The sequence below is a fragment of the Streptomyces sp. NPDC060027 genome (assembly GCF_042737005.1).
GTDB lineage: Bacteria > Actinomycetota > Actinomycetes > Streptomycetales > Streptomycetaceae > Streptomyces.
The window spans coordinates 34,568-58,024 of record NZ_JBHWVI010000033.1; the positions used below are offsets into that span (position 1 = coordinate 34,568).

The 23,457-nt window shown below is 70.1% G+C and carries 20 protein-coding genes; 10 read left to right on the plus strand and 10 right to left on the minus strand.

The window, feature by feature from the left end; all coding sequences use genetic code 11:
• Positions 1-20: 20 nt before the first annotated feature.
• Positions 21-992: a carbohydrate kinase family protein gene (locus tag ACFWBT_RS11655; protein ID WP_385698378.1), complete on the minus strand. Its 972-nt coding sequence runs from the start codon at positions 990-992 to the stop codon at positions 21-23.
• A gap of 41 nt (positions 993-1,033) precedes the next feature.
• A complete protein-coding gene (locus ACFWBT_RS11660; RefSeq protein ID WP_385698353.1) occupies positions 1,034-1,939 on the minus strand; it encodes a pseudouridine-5'-phosphate glycosidase in 906 nt (301 codons plus the stop codon).
• A gap of 108 nt (positions 1,940-2,047) precedes the next feature.
• Here ACFWBT_RS11660 and ACFWBT_RS11665 point away from each other — a divergent pair, with 108 nt between their 5' ends.
• Together ACFWBT_RS11665 and ACFWBT_RS11670 are read left to right on the plus strand one after the other, a co-directional pair.
• Complete coding sequence (locus ACFWBT_RS11665; RefSeq protein WP_385698354.1) at positions 2,048-2,476, plus strand: VOC family protein; 429 nt, start codon at positions 2,048-2,050, stop codon at positions 2,474-2,476.
• Positions 2,477-2,790: 314 nt separating this feature from the next.
• Entirely contained in the window at positions 2,791-3,153 is a 363-nt protein-coding gene (locus ACFWBT_RS11670) for a cupin domain-containing protein (protein ID WP_266757515.1), read from the plus strand.
• A 29-nt stretch (positions 3,154-3,182) separates the two neighbouring features.
• Here the strand turns inward: ACFWBT_RS11670 and ACFWBT_RS11675 are convergent, their stop codons facing one another.
• Positions 3,183-3,737 (minus strand): methylated-DNA--[protein]-cysteine S-methyltransferase, encoded by a 555-nt coding sequence (locus ACFWBT_RS11675; protein ID WP_385698356.1) that lies wholly within the window; start codon positions 3,735-3,737, stop codon positions 3,183-3,185.
• Positions 3,738-3,815: 78 nt separating this feature from the next.
• Positions 3,816-4,682, minus strand: coding sequence for a glycerophosphodiester phosphodiesterase (locus ACFWBT_RS11680; RefSeq protein ID WP_385698357.1), 867 nt, complete (start codon positions 4,680-4,682; stop codon positions 3,816-3,818).
• Positions 4,683-4,961: 279 nt separating this feature from the next.
• Between ACFWBT_RS11680 and ACFWBT_RS11685 the strand changes: the two genes are divergently transcribed.
• The 6 genes from ACFWBT_RS11685 (at position 4,962) to ACFWBT_RS11710 (ending at position 13,545) form a co-directional block, all read left to right on the plus strand.
• Positions 4,962-5,837, plus strand: coding sequence for an MHYT domain-containing protein (locus tag ACFWBT_RS11685; protein ID WP_385698359.1), 876 nt, complete (start codon positions 4,962-4,964; stop codon positions 5,835-5,837).
• Positions 5,838-5,877: 40 nt separating this feature from the next.
• On the plus strand, positions 5,878-8,010 hold the full coding sequence (gene uvrB, locus ACFWBT_RS11690) for an excinuclease ABC subunit UvrB (RefSeq protein ID WP_385698361.1): 2,133 nt from the start codon (positions 5,878-5,880) through the stop codon (positions 8,008-8,010).
• 160 nt (positions 8,011-8,170) lie between these two features.
• Entirely contained in the window at positions 8,171-8,749 is a 579-nt protein-coding gene (locus ACFWBT_RS11695) for a TerD family protein (protein WP_351548001.1), read from the plus strand.
• A gap of 44 nt (positions 8,750-8,793) precedes the next feature.
• Positions 8,794-10,824, plus strand: a complete 2,031-nt coding sequence (locus tag ACFWBT_RS11700; RefSeq protein WP_385698362.1) for a TerD family protein — start codon at positions 8,794-8,796, stop codon at positions 10,822-10,824.
• 318 nt (positions 10,825-11,142) lie between these two features.
• Positions 11,143-12,132: a TerC/Alx family metal homeostasis membrane protein gene (locus ACFWBT_RS11705; RefSeq protein ID WP_385698363.1), complete on the plus strand. Its 990-nt coding sequence runs from the start codon at positions 11,143-11,145 to the stop codon at positions 12,130-12,132.
• Positions 12,133-12,444: 312 nt separating this feature from the next.
• Positions 12,445-13,545 (plus strand): calcium:proton antiporter, encoded by a 1,101-nt coding sequence (locus tag ACFWBT_RS11710; RefSeq protein ID WP_385698365.1) that lies wholly within the window; start codon positions 12,445-12,447, stop codon positions 13,543-13,545.
• 5 nt (positions 13,546-13,550) lie between these two features.
• Here the strand turns inward: ACFWBT_RS11710 and ACFWBT_RS11715 are convergent, their stop codons facing one another.
• Positions 13,551-14,852 (minus strand): MFS transporter, encoded by a 1,302-nt coding sequence (locus ACFWBT_RS11715; RefSeq protein WP_385698367.1) that lies wholly within the window; start codon positions 14,850-14,852, stop codon positions 13,551-13,553.
• Positions 14,853-15,280: 428 nt separating this feature from the next.
• Here ACFWBT_RS11715 and aroQ point away from each other — a divergent pair, with 428 nt between their 5' ends.
• The gene (gene aroQ / locus ACFWBT_RS11720) at positions 15,281-15,754 is read left to right on the plus strand and encodes a type II 3-dehydroquinate dehydratase (protein WP_266757495.1); all 474 of its coding nucleotides are present in this window, start codon (positions 15,281-15,283) and stop codon (positions 15,752-15,754) included.
• A gap of 42 nt (positions 15,755-15,796) precedes the next feature.
• Here the strand turns inward: aroQ and ACFWBT_RS11725 are convergent, their stop codons facing one another.
• The 5 genes from ACFWBT_RS11725 to ACFWBT_RS11745 all read right to left on the minus strand — a co-directional run bounded on the left by ACFWBT_RS11725 (position 15,797) and on the right by ACFWBT_RS11745 (position 20,076).
• A complete protein-coding gene (locus tag ACFWBT_RS11725; protein WP_385698368.1) occupies positions 15,797-16,564 on the minus strand; it encodes an amino acid ABC transporter ATP-binding protein in 768 nt (255 codons plus the stop codon).
• Positions 16,561-17,478, minus strand: coding sequence for an amino acid ABC transporter permease (locus ACFWBT_RS11730; protein ID WP_385698380.1), 918 nt, complete (start codon positions 17,476-17,478; stop codon positions 16,561-16,563). Before ACFWBT_RS11730 ends, ACFWBT_RS11725 begins: the two co-directional genes overlap by 4 nt.
• Positions 17,479-17,483: 5 nt before the next feature.
• Positions 17,484-18,368, minus strand: a complete 885-nt coding sequence (locus ACFWBT_RS11735; protein WP_385698370.1) for an ABC transporter substrate-binding protein — start codon at positions 18,366-18,368, stop codon at positions 17,484-17,486.
• Between the two features lie 352 nt (positions 18,369-18,720).
• The gene (locus ACFWBT_RS11740) at positions 18,721-19,377 is read right to left on the minus strand and encodes an MBL fold metallo-hydrolase (RefSeq protein WP_356470446.1); all 657 of its coding nucleotides are present in this window, start codon (positions 19,375-19,377) and stop codon (positions 18,721-18,723) included.
• A gap of 9 nt (positions 19,378-19,386) precedes the next feature.
• Entirely contained in the window at positions 19,387-20,076 is a 690-nt protein-coding gene (locus ACFWBT_RS11745; RefSeq protein ID WP_385698372.1) for a maleylpyruvate isomerase family mycothiol-dependent enzyme, read from the minus strand.
• Positions 20,077-20,300: 224 nt separating this feature from the next.
• On the opposite strand from ACFWBT_RS11745, the gene uvrA reads away from it, so the two are divergent.
• Complete coding sequence (gene uvrA, locus ACFWBT_RS11750) at positions 20,301-23,354, plus strand: excinuclease ABC subunit UvrA (RefSeq protein ID WP_385698373.1); 3,054 nt, start codon at positions 20,301-20,303, stop codon at positions 23,352-23,354.
• Positions 23,355-23,457: the final 103 nt, after the last annotated feature.

Consider the following 23,457-nt stretch of genomic DNA (forward strand, 5'->3'; position numbering starts at 1 on the left):
ACCTCATACGGGTCGGGCGTTCAGCGAACCCGCGTGTCTCCTCCTCCTCGCCGTCGACTTCCCGACGGCGGTCTTCCGCCGACCCGCTCCACCGCCTTCGCCCCCGCCGCGCACCCCGCCCTCGCCGCCTCCTCGGAGCCGGCGCCCGCGAGCAGTGCGGCGAGGAACGCGCCGGTGAACGCGTCACCGGCGCCCGTCGTGTCACGCGGCGTCGCGGGCAGCGCCGGGACATGGGCCCGGACGGTTCCGGAACGGGCCACCAGGGCCCCGGCACCTCCCTGTTTGACGACGACCAAGGGGAAATGGCGGCTCAGCTTGGCCGCCGCGTCGGCCGGATCGGGCAGCCCCGTCAGCAGGCCCGCCTCGTCACGGCTGGGCAGCAGGACGTCCACGCCCTCGGCGAGTTCGAGGAAGCGGTCCACGCCCAGCTCGGTGAGGAAACCCGCCGACGCGGGGTCGAGGCTCACCGGCACCCCTCGCGCTCGCGCCGACTCCAGTGCCACCGACACCAGCGCCCGGCTCGGCCCGGAGAAGAACAGGTAGCCCGACAGATGCAGCCGCGCGACCCCGTCGAGCAGCGCGGGCGACCAGTCGTCCGGTGCGAGCCGAAGAGACGCCCCGCTGTCCGTGAGGAACGTGCGCTCCGCCGACGCGCCGGTGTCCACCAGGCAGATCACCGTCCCGGTCGGTGTTTCCGGATCGGTGACCAGGAGGGGCCGTACGCCGCTCGCCGCGAGTTCGCGCTCGTGCCACGCCGCGGCGTCGCCGCCCACCCGGCCGAGCAGCCGCACGTCGGCACAGCCCTCGTAGGCGGCCCAGCACGCGACATTGGCGCCCGCGCCGCCCGGCACGGTCCGGATGGCGGCGGCCGTGTCGGTGCCGGCCGCCAGTGGCCCGCGATGCCGGGCCACGACGTCCGTGACCACGTCCCCGACGACGAGCAGCGCGCCCGCGGCCTTCCCCGCGTCCCCTCCGGCCCCCGAGCGGTCCACCCCGCTCACGTCCCGCCCCGGGTCGCCCCGATCCGTGCCGCTCACGCCCCCGCCCAGGCCGCCGCGATCCGCCCCGCGAGGCGTACGTTGCCGCGTACCGCCGCCAGATTGGCGCCGAGCGAGGCACCGTCCGTGTGCCGGACCAGATAGCCGAGCAGGAAAGGCGTCACCGCCTGTCCCGTCACGCCCTCCGCCTCGCACGCGTGCAACGCGTCGGCGAGCACGCGCGCGTGGAGCTCGGGATCGAGCTGTTCCGCCTCGGGGACGGGGTTCGCGACGATGAGCGACGACTCGGGGGCGTCCAGCGCGTCCTGGGCGCGCATCACCTCGGCGACCTGTTCGGGGGAGTCCAGGGTCCAGTCCACGGGGTGCCCCGAGTCGGACAGATAGAAGCCGGGGAACCGGTCCGTGCCGTACCCGGCCACCGCCACGCCCAGCGTCTCCAGACGCTGCAGCGTCGCCGGCACGTCCAGGATCGACTTGACGCCCGCGCACACCACCGTGATCCGGGTGCGCGCCAACAGGCCCAGATCGGCGGACTCGTCCTGGGTCACCGTCCACTCGCGGTGCACACCGCCGAGCCCTCCCGTCGCGAACACCCGTATCCCCGCGCGGGCCGCCAGCAGGGCTGTCGCGGACACGGTCGTCGCCCCGCTCGCCCCCGCGGCCACCGCGAGCGGCAGGTCGCGGTGCCCCAGCTTGCGGATCCCGTCCTCGTTCGCGACCCGTTCCAGCTGTTCCTTGTCCAGACCGACCTGCGGCCGGCCGTCGAGCACGGCGATCGTCGCGGGTACCGCGCCCTCCTCCCGGACCACATCCTCCAGTTCGAGCGCGACCTGCAGATTGCGCGGGCGGGGCAGCCCGTGCGCGATGATCGTCGACTCCAGGGCCACCACCGGCCGGCGCGCGTCGAGCGCCTCCCGCACCTCATCGGACACCACGATCACGCGCCTGCCTCCTGTCGTCGGTCGACGTTCCCCGTCCCTGGATCTCTGGCGAGCGGCGCGCCCGGCCAAACCCTTGCGACCTCCGGCGTACGACACCAGCCTGGGTGCATGACGGACAACTCGCCACGTCTCGACCATGTCGTCCTCTGGGTACGCGATCCGGTCGCCTCGGCCGACTTCTACGAGGAGGCGGTCGGCCTGGAGTCCCTGAGAGTCACCGAATTCGCCGCCGGAACGGTCCCCTTCCCCTCCGTGCGCCTCAACGAGGAGACCGTCCTCGACCTCGCCCCGCTGGCTCTGGCACCGGGCATGAACATGGTTCCCGGGGGTGCCGGCAGCGCCGGCCACCCGGTCAACCATGTGTGCGTGGCCCTCCCTAGAGACACGTTCGACGCGCTGCGGGCCCGCCTGGAGGAACGGTCGGTCCCCGTCTCGGACTTCTCGTACGACTCCTTCGGAGCCCGCGGGATGGCCAGGCGCAGCTTCTACTTCCCTGACCCGGACGGGAATGTCCTCGAGGCCCGGCACTACGAGTAGCCCCCTCCGTGCCGGGATCCGGTCTTCCGGCGGGAGATGTCCGGCGCGGGAGAACGGGGTGCTCCACGCGCGCGCGGGAGCACCCCTTCGGCGAGCCGGGTCAGGCAGGCCGTACGTCGGCCGGTGCCCCGTGCGGATCGAGCACGTGCTCGCGGCCGGTCCCCTCGTCGAACTCGGCGTAACCGCGCGGTGCGTCGTCCAGGGACCCCGCCACCCTCCGCCGCAGGACCTACTCGAACCGCGGAACGACCCCCCGCCCCAGAGGGGGACCCTCGTCGCTCCGGGCGGCGGCCAAGCCCCTAGGGTGTCCGCTCATGACCATGAACTCCCAGGCCACGCCGTCCTTCGCCGTGCACATTCCCGACGCCGAACTCGAACCCGAGCCGCTGGATCCGGCCCAGATCGTCTCCGGCGACCCCGCCGTGACGGGCAAGGTGCTCTGGGAGTCCGCCGACGGCAAGCAGCTGCGCGGCATCTGGCAGATCACGCCCGGCGTGGTGACCGACACCGAGGCGAACGAGCTCTTCGTCGTCGTCAGCGGCCGCGCCACCATCGAGGTGGAGGGCGGCGACGTCATCGAAGTGGGGCCCGGCGACGCGGCGTTCCTGCGTGAGGGCGACCGGACGACGTGGACCGTCCACGAGACGCTTCGCAAGGCGTACCACATCAGCCTCTGAGGGCTCCGGGGAAGGCTCCCGCCGCCACCTCAGAACAGTGGCTCCGGGAGCACCCCTTCCAGCGCCAGCAGCTTCCGCTTGGTCTCCAGGCCGCCCCCGAAACCGCCGATGCCGCCGTCCCTCTCGACCACGCGATGGCACGGCACCACGACCGGCAGCGGATTCGAGCCCATGGCCACGCCCACGGCCTGCGCCGCCCCGGGCTGGCCGACCCGCGCGGCCAGGTCGCCGTAGCCCACGACGGAACCGAACGGAACACCCGAGTTCAGCTCGCGCAGCACCTGGCGGTTGAACCCCGAGATCAGCGACCAGTCGAGCGACAGGTCGAAGTCGTGCCGCTCGCCCGCGAAGTACGCCTCGACCTGGCGTATCGCCTCGGCCAGCAGGGGTGACCCGGGCGCCTCGACGGGCTCGCTGCCCAGCCGGGACGCGAGCCGCTCGAGCGCCTTGCCGCGCACCGCGTCCGACGCGTGGAAGACGACGTTGACCAGGCCGGCCGGTGTCGCCGCGAGGAACAGCGGACCGATGTCCGTGCCGAGGACGGTCCATACGACCTGCTGCTCGTACTGCCCGTGGCTGTTCATGCGGTCCACCGTACGGCCCGCCACCGACAACGCCCGTGGCGCGGACACCGGCACCCGTCCGCGCCACAGGCGAGGGCGCTATTCCAGGGCCTCGCGGACCACGTCGGGCGCGTTCGTGATGACGCCGTCCGCGCCGAAGCCCGCCATGCGCCGCGCGGTGGCCGCGTCGTCCACGGTCCAGGCGAAGACCTTCATCGGGCCGTGCGGTCCGTGCAGGGCGTGGACCGCGGAGACGTAGTCGGAGGACAGCGACGTGTGGTCCGGGTTGATCTGGTCGGCGAATTTCGCGTACCGGGGCAGCCGCGCGAGCGGAGGTGTCCCCAGGAAGGCCGTCGTGATGCCGGGCCGCAGATCGTGCACCGTCCGGACGCTGCCGGCGTCGAAGCTCTGGACGATCAGCCTGTCCCTGAGGTGCACCGGGTCGAGCCAGCCCTCGTTGCTCAGGAGCTTGAGGGTCTGTCGCTCGATGCCGGGATAGAGCTCGGGGTTCTTGATCTCCAGGACGAGCTTCTGATGGTTGCGGGAGAGGCGTTCCATGTACTCCCGCAGTGTCGGCACCCTCTCGCCCGCGAACCCCGGATCGAACCAGCTCCCGGCATCCAGGCGGGCGATCTCGGCCGCGGTGAAGTCCTTGACCTTCCAGGGACTTCGGCCGGGATAGAGCTCCTCGACGTCGGTCGTGCGCGCCAGCGAGGCGTCGTGGAGGACGACCAGCTGACCGTCGCGGGTGCGCTGGACGTCGTTCTCGACCCACTCGAAACCCAGCTCGGCCGCGTGGTCGACGGCGGCCAGGGTGTTCTCGGGCGCGTAGGCCGAGGCGCCGCGGTGGGAGACGACCAGCGGAGCCGTGCTCCGGCTGTCGGCCTTGGCGTGCGGGCCGGGCAGTATGAAAGCGGTTCCCCCAAGAAGCGCGGCGGTCGTGGCGGCGGCAACGCGCGCGTGCATGCCTTCTCCTCGCGTAGGGCGATCACGGTCGGTACAAGATTGACAGCAGGGAGTCGCCGAAGAGTGGAAGCGAGATGGCCGCGGATTGAATGGAGTTGTCCAAGTCCGCTCACTGGCGCCGCACAAGTGAGGAGAGGTCGTGATTCTTTGCCGGATTATCGTTCGACCATTCCGGTGGGGGTCATACTCTCTGCCTCAACCCGGTCCGCTCCGGTGATCCGGAAGGCGGGGGCAGTTCGGGTATTTCCAGGAGTAACGGGGCGGGAAGGGCAGCCGCGCATGCAGGGCACGGTCGACGGCTTCACCTACGGACTCGTCACACCGCTGGTGGCGTACTTCATGGCATGCGTGGGCGGAGCGCTCGGACTTCGCTGCACCACCAGATCCATGCTCGTCGCCGGTTCCTGGCGGGCCGGCTGGCTCGCGCTCGGTTCGGTCGCGATCGCCTCCGGCATCTGGACGATGCACTTCATCGCGATGATGGGCTTCACGGTCGAGGAGACCCCGGTCCACTACGACGAGCCGACCACGTTCGCGAGTCTGGGCGTCGCCGTCCTGATGGTCGGCGCCGGGATCTTCATCGTCGGCTACCGGGGTGCCACCGGGACGGCGCTCTTCACCGGAGGGACCGTCACGGGCCTGGGTGTCGCCTCGATGCACTATCTGGGCATGGCCGGGATGCGGCTCAACGGGAAGCTTGAATACAACACCCTCACCGTCTCCGCCTCGGTCGTCATCGGCGTCGTGGCCGCGACCGCCGCGCTCTGGGCGGCGGGACAAGTGCGTGGGTTCCTCTGGAGCGTGGGCGCGAGCCTCGTCATGGGGCTCGCCGTCAGCGGTATGCACTACACGGGCATGGCCGCCCTCAGCGTCCATCTGCACGGTTCGACCGGCGGCGCCCCGGCCGGGGACTCGGCGGCCGCACTGCTCGCGCCCATGATGATCGGCCCCTTCGTCTTCCTCTGCCTGGCGGGCGTCGTCGTGATGTTCGACCCGCTGATGGTCATGGGCAAGCCCGACTGGAGCCCCGCGGAGATCAAGCGGCCGGGCGTTCCGGCCCATCCCGTCGCCACGCACGTCGTCGGCCGTCGCCCGGCCGGGCGCCCCGTGCAGGAGCGTGGGCACCGCCGCTCCCGAACCCCGCAGAGCCGCTGATCCCGCCCGGTTGTCAGTGCGGGGTCGTACGGTGGATTCCATGCGGCCCGTATCCAAGATCGAACGTTCGGTGGCGCCCTTCGAGGTCGTCAGCCCCTTCCAGCCGGGCGGCGACCAGCCCACGGCCATCGCCGACCTGGAGAAGCGCATCCGCGCAGGTGAGAAGGATGTCGTGCTGCTGGGCGCGACCGGCACCGGAAAGTCCGCCACTACCGCGTGGATGATCGAGAAGCTCCAGCGCCCCACGCTCGTCATGGCACCGAACAAGACACTGGCCGCCCAGCTGGCCAACGAGTTCCGCGAGCTGCTGCCGAACAACGCCGTCGAGTACTTCGTCTCGTACTACGACTACTACCAGCCCGAGGCCTACGTCCCGCAGTCGGACACCTACATCGAGAAGGACTCCTCGATCAACGAGGAGGTGGAGCGCCTGCGTCACTCCGCGACCAACTCGCTGCTCACCCGCCGCGACGTCATCGTGGTCGCCTCGGTGTCCTGCATCTACGGCCTCGGTACTCCGCAGGAGTACGTGGACCGGATGGTCAGCCTGAAGGTCGGCGACGAGATCGACCGCGACGACCTGCTGCGCCGCTTCGTCGACATCCAGTACACGCGCAACGACGTGGCCTTCGCGCGCGGCACCTTCCGGGTCCGCGGCGACACCATCGAGATCTTCCCGGTCTACGAGGAGCTCGCCGTCCGCATCGAGATGTTCGGCGACGAGATCGAGGCTCTGTCCACACTGCACCCGCTCACCGGTGAGGTCATCACCGACGACAACCAGATCTACGTCTTCCCGGCGTCCCACTACGTGGCGGGTCCCGAACGCATGGAACGCGCCGTCAATGACATCGAGAAGGAACTGGGGGAGCGCCTCGCCGAGCTGGAGAAGCAGAGCAAGCTCCTGGAGGCCCAGCGCCTGCGCATGCGCACGACGTACGACATCGAGATGCTCCGCCAGATCGGCTCCTGCTCCGGTGTCGAGAACTACTCGATGCACTTCGACGGCCGTGAACCCGGCTCCCCGCCGAACACGCTGATCGACTACTTCCCGGACGACTTCCTGCTCGTCATCGACGAGTCGCACGTCACCGTCCCGCAGATCGGCGCGATGTACGAAGGCGACGCCTCCCGTAAGCGGACCCTCGTCGACCACGGCTTCCGGCTGCCCTCCGCTCTGGACAACCGCCCCCTGAAGTGGGAGGAGTTCCAGAAGCGCATCGGCCAGACCGTCTATCTCTCGGCGACCCCGGGGAAGTATGAGCTCTCCCGCTCGGACGGCTTTGTCGAGCAGATCATCCGCCCCACCGGCCTCATCGACCCCCAGGTCGTCGTCAAGTCCACCGAGGGCCAGATCGACGACCTGGTGCACGAGATCCGGGAGCGCACCGAGAAGGACGAACGCGTCCTGGTCACCACGCTCACCAAGAAGATGGCCGAGGACCTGACCGACTACTTCCTGGAACTGGGCATCCAGGTCCGCTACCTGCACAGCGACGTCGACACCCTGCGCCGCGTCGAGTTGCTGCGCGAGCTGCGGGCCGGCGAGTTCGACGTCCTGGTCGGCATCAACCTGCTGCGCGAGGGTCTCGACCTTCCCGAGGTCTCCCTGGTGGCGATCCTCGACGCCGACAAGGAGGGCTTCCTGCGCTCGGGGACGTCCCTGATCCAGACCATCGGCCGCGCGGCGCGCAATGTCTCCGGCCAGGTCCACATGTACGCCGACAAGATCACCCCGGCGATGGAGAAGGCCATCGAGGAGACCAACCGCCGCCGGGAGAAGCAGATCGCCTACAACAAGGAGAGGGGCATCGACCCGCAGCCCCTCCGTAAGAAGATCAACGACATCGTGGCGCAGATCGCCCGCGAGGACGTCGACACCGAACAGCTCCTCGGCTCCGGCTACCGCAAGACGAAGGACGGCAAGGGCGCCAAGGCCCCCGTCCCCGCGCTCGGCGGCAAGGCGGCCCGGGCCGCCAAGTCCGCCAAGGGCAAGGAGACCGTGCCGACCGACCGCCCCGCTGCCGAACTCGCCGGGCAGATCGAGGAGATGACGGAACGGATGCGCGCCGCTGCGGCCGATCTCCAGTTCGAGATCGCGGCCCGGCTGCGCGACGAGGTCTCCGAGATGAAGAAGGAGCTGCGGCAGATGAAGGAAGCGGGGATCGCCTGACCGTCCCGCAGACGGCGCCGGACCTCGGCCGACGCGCGCTGTGTTGCAAGACCGACACAAAGTGCGCCCCAGGGTTCGGCGCTGTCAGTGCCGCTGCGTAGGGTTCTGCTCATCCGCGGACTCCGCGGCAACAGGGGACAGTTCGAGAGGGGAACAGCGCGTGACGGTCAACATGACCAAGGGTCAGGCCATCAGTCTGCAGAAGAACGACGGGGGCACGCTGACCGCGGTCCGTATGGGACTCGGATGGCAGGCCGCCCCCCGGCGCGGCCTGTTCGGCTCGCGCACCCGAGAGATCGACCTCGACGCCTCCGCCGTGCTGTTCGCGGACAAGCAGCCCGTCGACGTGGTGTTCTTCCGCCACCTCGTCAGCGACGACGGCTCGGTGCGACACACCGGGGACAACCTGGTCGGCGGCGTGGGCCAGGGCGGTGACGACGAGGCCATCCTCGTCGACCTCCAGCGCATCCCGGTCCACATCGACCAGATCATCTTCACCGTGAACTCCTTCACGGGCCAGACCTTCCAGGAAGTGCAGAACGCGTTCTGCCGCCTGGTCGACGAGACCAACGGCCAGGAACTCGCCCGCTACACGCTGGCGGGCGGCGGCCAGTACACGGCCCAGATCATGGCGAAGGTGCACCGCGCCGGGACCGGCTGGCAGATGACGGCCCTCGGAACGCCGGCCAACGGCCGCACGTTCCAGGACCTGATGCCCGCGATCCTGCCGCACCTGTAGGCAGTCGGCCGCACCCGCACGAAGCGACATAGGGGGACAAGACGATGACGGCCGAGCTGGTCAGGGGGCAGAACCACCCGCTCTCCGAGGTCCGTCTCGAGGTCCGTGTCTCGGCCGGGAAGCCGATCGTGGCAGGGGCCACGCTCAGCGACGAGCAGGGCAAGGTCCGAGGCGTCGAATGGGTGGCCCATCCGGGCGCGCCCACGCTGCCCGGACTCGAGGTCTCCAAGCAGGCGGCGGCCGATCACCGCCTGGCCTTCGACCTTGACGCCCTGCCGCCGACCGTGCACCGGGTCAGCGTGCTGCTCGCGCTGCCCACCGGGGTCGGCGGCCCGGTCCGGTTCGGCGCCGTCGCCGCCCCCTTCGTCGCGGTCACCGGCCTCGACGGGTCCGAGGTCGCCAGCTACACCGTCACCGGCCTGGACGCCGAGTCCGCCGTCGTGGCCCTGGAGCTCTACCGCAGGCAGGGCGCCTGGAAGGTCCGCGCGGTCGGCCAGGGCTACGCGGGCGGCCTCGCCGAACTCCTCACCGACCAGGGACTCGCCGAGGCCCGGCAGCTCGCCGGAACCATCAACGAGGCGGTGGCCCAGGGCCTGGCCCGGTCCGTGGCGGCGCCCCCGCCGCGCTCGGCGGAGGGGGACCGCTCACGGCAGACGGCCACCTCGGCGCCGGGACCGGATCAGCCGTACGCCGGATCTGGACCGCAGGGCGCCCCCGGGGCTGTGACACCGCAGCAGTCCCCGTACGACACGCCCGGTCCGCAGGGAGCCACGGCGCCGCAGACCGGCGGTCCGGTGGGCCCCGCGCAGCCCGACCCCTCCACGGTCAGCCAGCCGACGTCACCCACCGTCGGCGGTCCCGTCAACTACAGCCACCCCGGCCGGCAGACCGCCGCCCCGCCGCCGCCCCCACCGACCGCGCCGCCGGCCCAGCCCGGGCAGCCCGCCCAGCCGGTCGCGGGAGACGCGACCGGCTGGTCCATGGAGGAGCGGCTGTACAACCAGGTGTGGGGGATGTTCGAGGACCTGGCCAGGACCGTCGCCGCGTACCGCAGCGCCGTCGACTTCGCCGACTCGCGTATGGAGAAGGAGCTCGACCACGTCCTCTCCGACCCGCGCAGCCGGATCGGCGGGCAGGGCGACGCCGCGCGCGACGCCGCGCGCGCCAAGCACGCACTCCTCGTGGACCAGGCCCGGGCCGCCCTCGACCGGGACCTCGCCCAGCTGACCGCCGAGGCCGAGGTCGTGGAGCCCGCGCTGCCGTTGGCCTACGCGAGCTGGGACAACCCCGTCTGGCACGGCTACCGCGTGCCCATGGAGATCCCCATGGCACTGCGCCTCGGCCAGCTGCGTCTGCCCGAGAGCGAGAACCTGAGCATCCCGATGCTGATGCGCTTGCCGCTGGAGCGCGGCCTGTGGATCGACAGCGGTCGCGCCTCGCTGGAGGGCACGCTCGCCGACTCCGACCAGCTGCGCCGCCTCGCCATGGACACCGCCGTGGCGCACGCCGCCCGGCTGCTCGCCGCCTATCCCGCGGGCGAGTTCACCGTGCACGTCATCGACGCGGCCGGTGCCGGAGCCTCGTCCCTGTCACCTCTGGTGCAGTCCGGGGTGCTCCACAGCCCGCCGGCCGTGGGTGCCGCGGGTGTGGCGGACATACTGGCCCGGCTCACCGAGCGCGTCGACCTGGTGCAGATGGCGTTGCGCGGGGGCGCGGCCGACTCGCTGCCGCCGGGCCTCGACACCGCCGAGCAGCTGTTGATCGTCAACGACTTCCCGCACGGCTTCGACGACCGCGCCGTAACCCAGCTCCGCTACCTGGCGGACGAGGGGCCGGCCGTCGGCGTCCATCTGATGATGGTGGCCGACCGCGAGGAGGCGGCCGCGTACGGACCGCTGCTCGACCCTCTCTGGCGGTCGCTGCTGCGGATCACGCCGGTGCCCGACGACCATCTCGCCGACCCGTGGGTCGGACACGCGTGGACGTACGAACCCTCGCTCGTCCCCGAGAACAGTCAGGTGCTCCAGCAGGTCCTCGCCCAAGTGGCGGCGGCCCGCCGGTCCTGGAACCGCTGACTCCGACCTCCTCACACGCCCTTGGCGCAGGGGGCTCAGGACGCTTTACCAAGCACCGGTAAAGCGTCCTGACCAGGCAACTTGGTCTTTCTTTTACTAATCTCTTTACCTTCCCTTGGTGGTTCGGGTACTCTTTTTCCATACGGAGGGGAGTACTCCCTACCTGCTGCGACGTGCCCGTCAATACGGATCAGACCAGATCCCGGGGCGTCGACCCGCGGGCTCCGGGCGCGCCCAGCGCCCCGGCAGCCGCGGGTGGAAGAGACCTCCGGTAGCGCGACGACGCTGAATCTGCCGTTACGAACTGCCGGAGGCGCAGTGGATGTTTCCCTGACCCTGTGGGTCCTGACCATCGTGGGACTGGCCGCACTGATCGCGGTCGACTTCTTCATCGGTCGCAAGCCGCACGACGTATCGATCAAGGAAGCCGGAATCTGGACCGTCGTCTGGATCGCCCTGGCCGGGCTGTTCGGACTCGGACTGCTCCTCTTCTCCGGCGGCCAGCCGGCCGGAGAGTTCTTCGCCGGCTTCATCACCGAGAAGTCGCTGAGCGTCGACAACCTCTTCGTCTTCGTCCTGATCATGGCGAAGTTCGCCGTGCCCTCGAAGTACCAGCAGCGCGTACTCCTCGTGGGCGTCCTCATAGCCCTCGTCCTGCGCGCGATATTCATCGCCGCGGGCGCCGCGATCATCGCGAACTTCGCGTGGGTCTTCTACATCTTCGGCGCGTTCCTCATCTACACCGCCTGGAAGCTGATCCAGGAGGCACGGGCGGACGAGGAGGACGAGGAGTTCGAGGAGAACAAGCTGCTCAAGGCGGCTGAGCGGCGCTTCGGCGTGGCCGACCGCTATCACGGCACCAAGCTGTGGATCCGGGAGAACGGCAAGCGCGTCATGACGCCGATGCTGGTCGTCATGCTGGCGATCGGCACCACCGACGTACTCTTCGCGCTCGACTCGATCCCCGCGATCTTCGGCCTGACCCAGGACCCGTACATCGTCTTCACCGCCAACGCGTTCGCGCTGATGGGTCTGCGACAGCTGTACTTCCTCATCGGAGGCCTGCTCAAGAAGCTGGTCCACCTCAGCTACGGCCTCTCGGTCATCCTGGGCTTCATCGGCATCAAGCTCGTGCTGCACGCGCTCCACGAGTCCGGCGTCCATGTTCCCGAGATCTCCATCCCGGTCTCCCTCGGCGTGATCTGTGCGGTCCTCGTGGTCACCACGATCACGAGCCTGACCGCCACCAGGAGGCAGGCGGCGCGCGAGCGGACCGAGAGCGCTCCGAAGGAAAGCATCGACGTCTGACCACGTCGAACGGAGGAAAGACCACCCCCGGGAGCGGTGCGTGACGAATTGCCGACCACCGCTCCCGGTCGATCGAGTTCGCGTCGTACGAGCAGGCCATGCGCAACAGCGGCGACCCGGAGGCGGGCAAGGCGGCGGAGCAACTGGCCGCGCTGTGCATCAGACCGGTGGCCTTCACGGACTGCGACGTACAGGAGATGACCGAGCTGAAGTAGCGGGCCGTTCCCGAGGGCGGACTCGTTCGCCGCGCTTCCGGAGCGAGTCCCGGACCGCCGGAGTGCGGGTCACGCTCTCGACTGCGACGATCGCGTCATGATCGTTCGGCTCCGGGCACTCGCGAGGCAGTGGACCGCCGTGGTGCCCGTGATCGCGGTGGTGCTGCTGGCCTTCACCTGGGGGCGCGACCTGCCCGCCGCGCTGGTCGCCCTGGTGACACTGGTGCTCGCGGGCTCCGTGCTCGCCGCGGTGCATCACGCCGAGGTGGTCGCCCATCGGGTGGGTGAACCCTTCGGTTCCCTCGTCCTCGCCATCGCGGTGACGATCATCGAAGTCGCGCTCATCGTCACACTGATGGCGGACGGCGGCGACAAGAGCTCGACGCTGGCCCGCGACACGGTGTTCGCGGCCGTGATGATCACCTGCAACGGCATCGTCGGGGTGTGTCTGCTCGTCGCCTCACTGCGCCACGGGCTCGCCGTCTTCAACGCGGAGGGCACCGGAGCCGCCCTGGCGACCGTCGCCACACTGGCCACACTCAGCCTCGTCTTCCCGACCTTCACCACGAGCAAGCCGGGCCCGGAGTTCTCCACCGCGCAGCTCACCTTCGCCGCGCTCGCGTCCCTGGTCCTGTACGCCCTGTTCGTGACGACCCAGACCGTCCGGCACCGCGACTACTTCCTGCCGATCACCCGGCAGGGCCAGGTCATCGACGCGGACGACCACGCCGACGCCCCGACCGCTCGCATGGCCCGAATCAGCCTGGGACTGCTCGGCCTGGCCCTGGTCGGCGTGGTCGGCCTGGCCAAGGGGGTGTCGCCCACCATCGAGTCCGGGGTCGAGGCGGCCGGTATGCCGCACTCCGTGGTCGGTGTGATCATCGCCCTGCTCGTGCTGCTCCCCGAGACCATCGCGGCCCTGCGGTCCGCCCGCCGTGACCGGGTGCAGACCAGTCTGAACCTCGCCCTCGGCTCCGCGATGGCCAGCATCGGACTGACCATCCCCGCCGTCGCCCTGGCCTCTATCTGGCTGTCGGGACCACTCGTCCTCGGCCTCGGACCGACCGAGATGGTTCTGCTCGCCCTGACCGTGGTGGTGAGCGCTCTGACCGTCGTTCCCGGGCGGGCCACCCCGCTCCAGGGAGGCGTCCATCTGGTCGTGTTCGCCGCCTATCTGGAGCTGGCCATCAACCCCTGACCACGTCACTCGGCGGCTCGTACGACCGCCAGGCGAGGCACCGACCGGGTCTCCGGGAGCAGCGCGAAGCACCCCAGGCTCAGCAGCGCGATCCCCGTCAGATAGGCGGCCACGCCCCACGGCACGCCCTCCCCGCTCGCCACCGCCGTCGCCACGATCGGGGTGAGCGCGCCCCCGAGGACCCCGCCCAGGTTGTATCCGACGGCCGCGCCCGTGCAGCGCACCCGCGGCTCGTACAGCTCCGGCAGATACGCGGCGATCACCGCGAACATGGTGATGAACGCGATGAGCGCCACCAGGAATCCGAGGAACATCAGCAGGGGTTCACCGGTCGACAGCAGTCCGATCATCGGGAACATCCACAGTGCGGCCCCCGCACAGCCCGCCATGCACAGCGGCCGCCGACCGTAGCGGTCACCCAGCAGGGCCACCAGGGGCGTCAGGCATCCCTTCACCACCACGGCGCCCATGATGCAGGTCAGCATGACGGTGCGGCTCACGTCGAGCCGTTCGACGCCGTAGGCGAGCGCCCAGGTCGTCACCGCGTAGAACACGGCGTATCCGATGGCGAGTCCGCCGGCCGTCAGCAGGACGAGCCGCCAGTGGTCGCGCACCACCTCGGCGAGCGGCACGCGCGCGTGGTCCCCCATCTCCAGAAACCGCGGGCTCTCCGCGAGCGAACTGCGCAGCCACAGCCCCGCCGCCGCGAGCACTCCCGCCGCCCAGAACGGCACCCGCCACCCCCATGCCGCGAACTGCGCGTCGGACAGCGTCGCCGACAGGGCCAGCATCACGCCGTTGGCCAGTACGAATCCGAGGGACGGGCCGATCTGGGGGAAGCTCGACCACAGTCCGCGCCGCTCGGCGGGCGCGTGTTCGACCGTCAGCAGCACGGCCCCTCCCCACTCGCCGCCGAGTCCGAGCCCTTGCAGAAAGCGCAGCACGAGAAGAAGAACGGGGGCGGCGACACCGATGCGGTCGTACGTCGGGACACAGCCGACGGCGACGGTCGCCGCGCCGGTCAGCAGTAGCGAGGCCACCAGAACGGGCCGCCGCCCGCGCCGGTCCCCGATATGCCCGAACAGCACCGAGCCCAGTGGACGGGCGACGAATCCGACGCCGAACGTCGCGAAGGCCGCCAGCGTCCCCGCCAGCGGCGAGAAGGTCGGGAAGAACAGCGGCCCGAGAACCAGCGCGGCCGCGGTCCCGTAGACGAAGAAGTCGTAGAACTCGATGGCGGTCCCGGCGAGCGAGGCGGCCGCGAGCCGCAGCATGGAGGGTGCCCTTACGGTGCGTACGTCGTGCATACCGGGTCAACTACCCACAGTGACCAGCGGTTACGGGGGCGCGCGGGAGCGCGGCGTGCGTCGGCAGGTGACGGTGATGCGCCGGGCCGGGCGGCGGGGCGCGGTTCGTACGGCCCGGAGGTGAACAGGGCGGCCCGCAGCGACTCCGCGGTCAGCGGGGCCATGGCTCCCGGGCGGCCGAACTCGCACACCACCGTTCCGCCGTGATACCCGACGAATCCGGCGTTCCACAGGTGGACGAGGAAGGCCGGGCAGCCCGCTGGACGGCGAGACCACGGCCACCCGGCCGCCTGGCAGGGGCTTGGGAGGGCAGGCGGGTGTCGTCATGGCGAGAGGGGACGAGCCGTCACCCTTTCGGTGCGTCGTGATAAACCGGGACCGAGCAGCGGTCCTTGACGGGCCGGCAGACCTGAAGGACCGGAGGAAACGTGCCCCGCACCCTCGCCAACGCCCCGATCATGATTCTCAACGGGCCCAACCTGAACCTCCTCGGGCAGCGGCAGCCGGAGATCTACGGCTCCGACACGCTCGCGGACGTGGAGGCGCTGTGCGCCAAGGCGGCGGCCGCGCACGGGGGCACGGTGGACTTCCGGCAGTCCAACCACGAGGGCGAGCTGGTGGACTGGATCCACGAGGCCCGCCAGAATCACGCGGGGATCGTCATCAACCCGGCCGCCTACTCGCACACTTCCGTCGCCATCCTGGATGCGCTCAACACCTGCGACGGACTTCCCGTGGTGGAGGTCCATATCTCCAACATCCACCAGCGCGAGGAGTTCCGGCACCACTCGTATGTCTCGCTGCGGGCCGACGGGGTCATCGCGGGCTGTGGCGTGCAGGGGTACGCGTTCGCGGTGGAGCGGGTCGCGGCGCTCGCGGGCACGGGGCGGGCGGACACCTGACCGTCGTGCGGAGGCGTCCGCCGAGGCCGCGAACGCCTGAGGTCACAGACGCCCCGCCTCCACGATCCGCTTGAGGAAGCGTCGCGTGCGCTCCTGCTGAGGGTCCCCGAAGACCTGCTCGGCCGTGCCGCGTTCCAGGATCACGCCGCCGTCCAGGAAGCAGACCTGGTCCGCGACCTCGCGGGCGAAGCCCATCTCGTGCGTGGCCAGGACCATGGTCATGCCGTCCTCCTTCACATCGCGGACGACATTGAGGACCTCGCCCACGAGTTCGGGGTCCAGGGCGGCGGTGATCTCGTCCAGGAGAAGCAGCTTGGGGCGCACGGCCAAGGCGCGGACGATCGCGGCCCGTTGCTGCTGGCCACCGCTCAACCGGTCCGGGTACTCGTCCGCCTTGGCACCGAGCCCGAGCCGTTCCAGCAGTTCACGCGCGTGTGTCTCGGCCTCGGCGCGGCCCACGCCGTGCACCCGGCGCGGGGCGAGGGTGATGTTCTCCAGGACGGTCATGTGCGGGAAGAGGTTGTAGGCCTGGAAGACGACGCCGATCCGCCGGCGCACCGCGTCCTGGTCGGCCCGCGGGTCGGTGATCTCCTCGCCGTCCAGCCAGATCGCGCCGTCGTCGATCTCCTCCAGGAGGTTGGCGCAGCGCAGCAGGGTGGACTTGCCGGAGCCGGAGGCGCCGATCAGCGTGGTGACCGTGTGCGGGGCGACCTCCAGATCGACGTCCCGCAGCACGAGCGAATCACCGAAGGTCTTGCGGACGGACTCCATCCGCAGCATCGGACCGTCGGGGACGGGGGTCTTGCTCATACGGTGCCTCCCTGGCTGCGGCGCCGGTCCATACGGGCGGTGACCCAGTCGGTGAAGCGCGTCATGGGGATGGTCAGCGCCACGAAGAGCAGCGCCGCGACGATGTACGCCGTGTAGTTGAGGCTGCGGCCCACGATGATGTCCGCGGAGCGCATCGCCTCCACCGCGCCGCCGATCGAGACGAGGCTGGTGTCCTTCTGCAGGGACACCATGTCGTTCAGGAGCGGCGGGACCTGACGGCGTACGGCCTGCGGCAGCACCACATGGCGCAGGGTCTGCCGCGTCGTGAGGCCCAGCGAACGAGCCGCCGCCCGTTGCGAGGGGTGCACGGACTCGATGCCGGCGCGGACGACCTCGGCGACGTACGCCGAGTACGTCAGCACCAGGCCCGTCCCGCCGAGCAGGACGGGGTCGTTGGTGACGCCCTGCAACTGGAGCGCCGGTACGCCGAACACGACGATCGACAGACAGATGATCAGCGGCAGACCGCGGAAGAAGTCGGTGTACGCCGTGGCGAGGGCGCGCACCGGCCAGTACATCGGCCCCCGCAGCGTGCGCGCCACGGCTATCAGGGTGCCGAGCACCAGCACCACGACACCGGAGACCACGAACAGCCGGAGGTTCAGCCACAGGCCTTCGAGGACCTTCGGGAAGGCCTCACGCGCGAACGACGCGTCGAAGAAGGTCTCCTTCGTGCGCGGCCAGCCCGGCGCGTCGACGACGACGAGGTACAGCACCACGGCCGTGGCGAGCGTGGAGAGCGCGGCGACCGCCGCGGAACGGCGGGCCCGCCCGCGCCGGTGGCGCTCGCGCTCGATCCTGCGCCGCGACGGGACGTACGCGTCGCGCCCACCGGGCCTGTCATCCTCGGGCATCTCTCCTTCGGCGGCGTCCTCTCCCGACTCCTCCTGCATCGCCGTCACTTGAGCACCGGGGCGTCGACGGCCTCGGACAGCCACTGCTTCTCGATCTTCGCGAGGGTGCCGTCCGCGCGCAGGGCGTCCACGGCCTTCGTCACGCAGGAGGTCAGTGCGCTGCCCTTGTCCAGGACGAGCCCGAACTGCTCGGGCGTACCACCCCGGTTCTCGAACTGCCCGACGATCCTCGCGTCGGTCACCTCGGCCGCCGTGATGTAGAAAGCGGTCGGCAGATCGGTGACGATGGCGTCCACCTGACCGTTCTTCAGCGCCGACTTGGCCTGGTCGTTCTTCGCGTACGCAGCCGGCTTCTGGTCCGGCTTCACCACGTCGTCGATGTAGTTCAGGCTGGTGGTGCCGACCTGGGCGCCCAGCTTCAGGCCCTTGAGGTCCGCGAGGCTCGTCGCCTTCGCGGCCTTGGAGCTCTTCAGCGCGATCACGGCCTGGCGCACGTCGTAATAGCCGGAGGAGAAGTCCACGGCCTTCTTGCGCTCGGCGCTGATCGACACCTGGTTGATGTCGAAGTCGAAGGTCTTCGCACCGGGCGCGAAGGCCTTGTTGAAGGGCACGCTCTGCCAGACGACATCACCGTCGGCGTAGCCGAGCTGCCGCGCCACGGCGTACGCGACCGCCGACTCGAAGCCCTTCTTGTTGGCGGGCTCGTCGTCCTTGAACCACGGCTCGTACGCGGGTTCGTCGGTGGCGACCGTGAGCTTGCCGGCGGTCCGCGTGCTCAACGAGCCCTTGGCGCAGGTCTCGGCGGTGCTCCCGGAAGCCTTGCCGGACGCCTTCTCCTCCGGCTGCGGTGCGCAGCCCACGGCGAGGGCGAGGAGGGCGACGGTTCCGGCGGACGCGGCACGGCGCAGGGCGCGTTGGGGTCGATGCATGGCGGGAGAGTGGCAGCGAACCCCGCCGTTTGTCCAGGTCACAGCGGTAATTGTCCGCATGGTGGGAACGTGTGTTGCAGTCCCGTGAACACTTCCGCCACGGCCGCCCCACGCAGGCGATCCCGCCGTCGGTTGAGGGGGCGGAAGGCCGGCCCGGGGCCGTCGGCCGAGGGCGGGGATCGACGGGCCGGCGGCCCTGCCGCGCAGGAGCCGTCATCCCGCGCGGGGCCGCCTCCAGTGGACTGCACCAGTGCGGGATCGGGGGAGCGCGCGCGTGAGACCGGCGCGTGCGCTCGGTTCACACGGGGCGCGCACGTGAGGCGTCGCGCCCCGCGTGCCGCCCCGCGTTCGTTCACCAGCCCCGTGCTCGCCACTCCGGCAGATGGGGTCGCTCGGCGCCCAGCGTCGTGTCGTTGCCGTGGCCGGGGTAGACCCACGTCTCGTCCGGCAGGACGTCGAAGATCCGGGTCTCCACGTCGTGGAGGAGACGGGCGAAGGCCTCCGGGTCCTTGCGCGTATTGCCCACTCCGCCGGGGAAGAGGCAGTCGCCCGTGAACACGTGAGGATGTCCGTGCGGGTCGTCGTAGACGAGGGCGATCGAGCCCGGCGTGTGCCCGACCAGATGGCGCGCGGTGAGTTCCACGTTCCCCACCCTGACCGTGTCGCCGTCGTCGAGGGGGACGTCGGTCGGCACCGGGATGCCGTCGGCGTCGTCGCGGCCCGCGTAGGTGCGCGCGCCCGTGGCGGCCACGACCTCGGCGAGCGCCTGCCAGTGGTCGCCGTGCTGATGGGTGGTCACGAGGGACGCGATGCCGTCGTCACCGATCAGGGTGAGCAGCGTCGAGGCGTCGTTCGCCGCGTCGATCAGCAGCTGCTCGTCGGTGGCCCGGCAGCGCAGCAGATAGGCGTTGTTGTCCATCGGACCGACCGCGACCTTGGAGATCATCAGGTCCTGCAGCTCGTGCACGTCGGCAGGGCCGCCGACCTTCACCGCTCCGCTGTACGTCATGACGGCAGCCTATAGCGGAGGAAGGGCCGGAAGCGGACCGCCGTGGACCGTCAGTCCGGTGCCGTCGCGGCGGCCGCAGAGCCAGCCGAGCAGATCGGCCGCCGGGCCCCGCACCGCGATCGGTCCGCCCTCGGCGCCCCCGCCAGTGGTCCACACCCGGCCGTCACCGGCGTCCAGCGCCGTGGAGGGCACGTTCTTGTGTCCGCCGAAGCGCTCCGCGAGGAAGTCGATCTCCCGGGTCACGAATTCCTCCGGCAGATCTTCGAGCTCGTATCCGATGCCCAGATCCACATGGTGGAGATCGACCTCGACCCACCGCCGGAACGGCACCCGGGCCGCTGAGTCCGTGACCCCGTTGCGCAGCTCCACCGTGCGGGACCAGTCCGCGGGAGCGGCTCCGGTCTCCCCGAAGCGGGCCGCGCTCTCGCGCAGGTCCGCCAGCTGTGCGTCCAGGGGGCGCGGGGCGTCCCGCTCGATGTCGGCGTCCCGGGTGGTCGCCGAGGCGTACATGGGGCGCCCCTCCAGGACGTTCACCAGGGCGTCCGCGTTGCGGGCGAGGTGGGCGAGCACGTGCCCACGGCTCCAGCCGGGAAGCCGTGACGGCTCGGCCACGGAAGCGTTGTCCGACTTGGCGGCTGCGGTGAGCAGCCGTTCCGTCGCGTCACGTACAGATGCCAGGTCGCGCACATGATCAATCATGATGCCGACCCTAGCTCTGCCACACGTTCGGGTGAAGGTGGTCGGTCACCCCCGCAAATCGAATACACGTGCTATACGCTCGACGGTGGCGTCGGGCATGCTGGACGGTCCGGGATTGTTGTGAACCAGGGAAAGCAACCGGCGCTGTCAGTGGCTCCCCCTAGTCTGAGGAAGACGGGGGCCTGCGGCCCCTGTCACCACTCTCAAGAAAGGTGCGGACCGGCGTGGCCGACCGTCTCATCGTCCGTGGAGCGCGCGAGCACAACCTGAAGAATGTCTCGCTCGACCTCCCGCGCGACTCGCTCATCGTCTTCACGGGCCTGTCGGGGTCGGGCAAGTCCTCCCTCGCCTTCGACACGATCTTCGCCGAGGGCCAGCGGCGCTACGTGGAGTCCCTGTCCTCGTACGCCCGGCAGTTCCTCGGCCAGATGGACAAGCCGGACGTGGACTTCATCGAAGGTCTCTCCCCGGCCGTCTCCATCGACCAGAAGTCGACCTCGCGCAACCCGCGCTCGACGGTCGGCACCATCACCGAGGTCTACGACTACCTCCGGCTGCTCTTCGCGCGGATCGGCAAGCCGCACTGTCCCGAGTGCCGCCGTCCCATCTCCCGTCAGTCGCCGCAGGCCATCGTCGACAAGGTTCTGGAGCTTCCGGAGGGGAGCCGCTTCCAGGTCCTGTCGCCGCTGGTGCGCGAGCGCAAGGGAGAGTTCGTCGACCTCTTCGCCGACCTCCAGACCAAGGGGTACAGCCGTGCCCGGGTCGACGGCGAGACGATCCAGCTCACCGAGCCGCCGACGCTGAAGAAGCAGGAGAAGCACACCATCGAGGTGGTCATCGACCGCCTCACGGTGAAGGACTCCGCCAAGCGCCGGCTCACCGACTCCGTGGAGACCGCGCTCGGCCTCTCCGGCGGCATGGTCGTGCTCGACTTCGTCGACCTCCCCGAGGACGACCCCGAGCGCGAGCGCATGTACTCGGAGCACCTGTACTGCCCGTACGACGACCTGTCCTTCGAGGAGCTGGAGCCCCGCTCCTTCTCCTTCAACTCGCCCTTCGGCGCCTGCCCCGAGTGCACCGGTATCGGTACGCGCATGGAGGTCGACCCCGAGCTGATCGTCCCGGACGAGGAGAAGTCCCTCGACGAGGGCGCCATCCATGCCTGGTCGCACGGACACACCAAGGACTACTTCGGCCGTCTGATCGGCGCCCTCGCGGACGCGCTGGGCTTCCGGACGGACATCCCCTTCGCCGGTCTGCCGCAGCGCGCCAAGAAGGCCCTGCTCTACGGCCACAAGACGCAGATCGAGGTCCGCTACCGCAACCGGTACGGACGGGAGCGCGTGTACACCACGCCCTTCGAGGGCGCCGTCCCCTTCGTCAAGCGGCGGCACAGCGAGTCCGAGAGCGACGCCAGCCGTGAGCGCTTCGAGGGTTACATGCGCGAGGTGCCCTGCCCCACCTGTCAGGGCACGCGTCTGAAGCCGCTGGTCCTCGCGGTCACGGTCATGGAGAGGTCGATCGCCGAGGTCGCCGCCATGTCCATCAGCGACTGCGCGGACTTCCTGGGGAAGCTGAAGCTCAACGCGCGCGACAAGAAGATCGCCGAGCGCGTCCTGAAGGAGGTCAACGAACGCCTGCGCTTCCTGGTCGACGTCGGCCTCGACTATCTGTCGCTGAACCGCGCGGCCGGCACCCTCTCCGGCGGCGAGGCCCAGCGCATCCGCCTGGCCACCCAGATCGGCTCCGGACTCGTCGGCGTCCTGTACGTCCTCGACGAGCCCTCCATCGGTCTGCACCAGCGTGACAACCACCGGCTGATCGAGACCCTGGTCCGCCTCCGCGACATGGGCAACACGCTCATCGTCGTCGAGCACGACGAGGACACCATCAAGGTCGCCGACTGGGTCGTCGACATCGGCCCCGGCGCGGGCGAGCACGGCGGCAAGGTCGTGCACAGCGGTCCCTTGAAGGAACTGCTCGCCAACACCGAGTCGGTGACCGGGCAGTACCTGTCGCGGAAGCGGGAGATCCCGACCCCGGACGTCCGCCGCCCCACCGACCCGAGCCGCAGGCTCACCGTGCACGGCGCCAGGGAGAACAACCTCCAGGACATCGACGTGCCCTTCCCGCTGGGCGTCCTCACGGCCGTCACCGGCGTGTCGGGCTCCGGCAAGTCGACGCTGGTCAACGACATCCTGTACACGCACCTGGCCCGCGAGCTGAACGGCGCGAGGAACGTACCGGGCCGGCACACGCGCGTGGACGGCGACGACCTCGTCGACAAGGTCGTGCACGTCGACCAGTCGCCCATCGGCCGTACGCCCCGCTCCAACCCGGCGACGTACACCGGGGTCTTCGACCACGTCCGCAGGCTGTTCGCCGAGACCACCGAGGCGAAGGTGCGGGGCTATCTGCCCGGCCGCTTCTCCTTCAACGTCAAGGGCGGCCGCTGCGAGAACTGCTCCGGTGACGGCACCATCAAGATCGAGATGAACTTCCTGCCGGACGTGTACGTCCCCTGCGAGGTCTGCCACGGGGCGCGCTACAACCGGGAGACCCTGGAGGTCCACTACAAGGGGAAGTCCATCTCCGAGGTCCTGGACATGCCGATCGAGGAGGCGCTCGGCTTCTTCGAGGCGGTGCCGGCGATCGCCCGTCACCTCAGGACGCTCAACGACGTCGGCCTCGGCTACGTCCGGCTCGGCCAGTCCGCGCCGACGCTGTCCGGCGGTGAGGCGCAGCGCGTCAAGCTCGCCAGCGAGCTCCAGAAGCGCTCCACCGGCCGCACCGTGTACGTGCTCGACGAGCCGACCACCGGTCTGCACTTCGAGGACATCAGCAAGCTGATCACGGTGCTGTCCGGTCTGGTCGACAAGGGCAACACGGTCATCGTCATCGAGCACAACCTCGATGTCATCAAGACCGCGGACTGGGTCATCGACATGGGCCCCGAGGGTGGCAACGGCGGCGGTCTCGTGATCGCCGAGGGCACGCCCGAAGAGGTCGCCAGTGTCCCCGCCAGCCACACCGGCAAGTTCCTGCGGGAGATCCTCGGCGCCGACCGGATCAGCGACGCCGCTCCCGTGAAGGCCCCGCGCAAGACCGTGGCCAAGAAGGCGGTCGCGGCCGGGACGACTGCGAAGAAGACGGCCACGAAGACCGTCAACAGCACGGCCACCAAGAAGGCGGCCGTGGCGAAGAAGACCGCCGCGAAGTCGACGGCCGCCAAGAAGGCGACCCCCGCAAAGAAGACCACGCGGGCTCGCAAGGCCTGAACCGGCCGGTCCGACACACCGGTTGACGGAGCAGACCGCTTGTACGGGCCTGGACCGACGGAACGGTCCGGGCCCGGCAGCCACCGGGAACGCGGCACGGCAC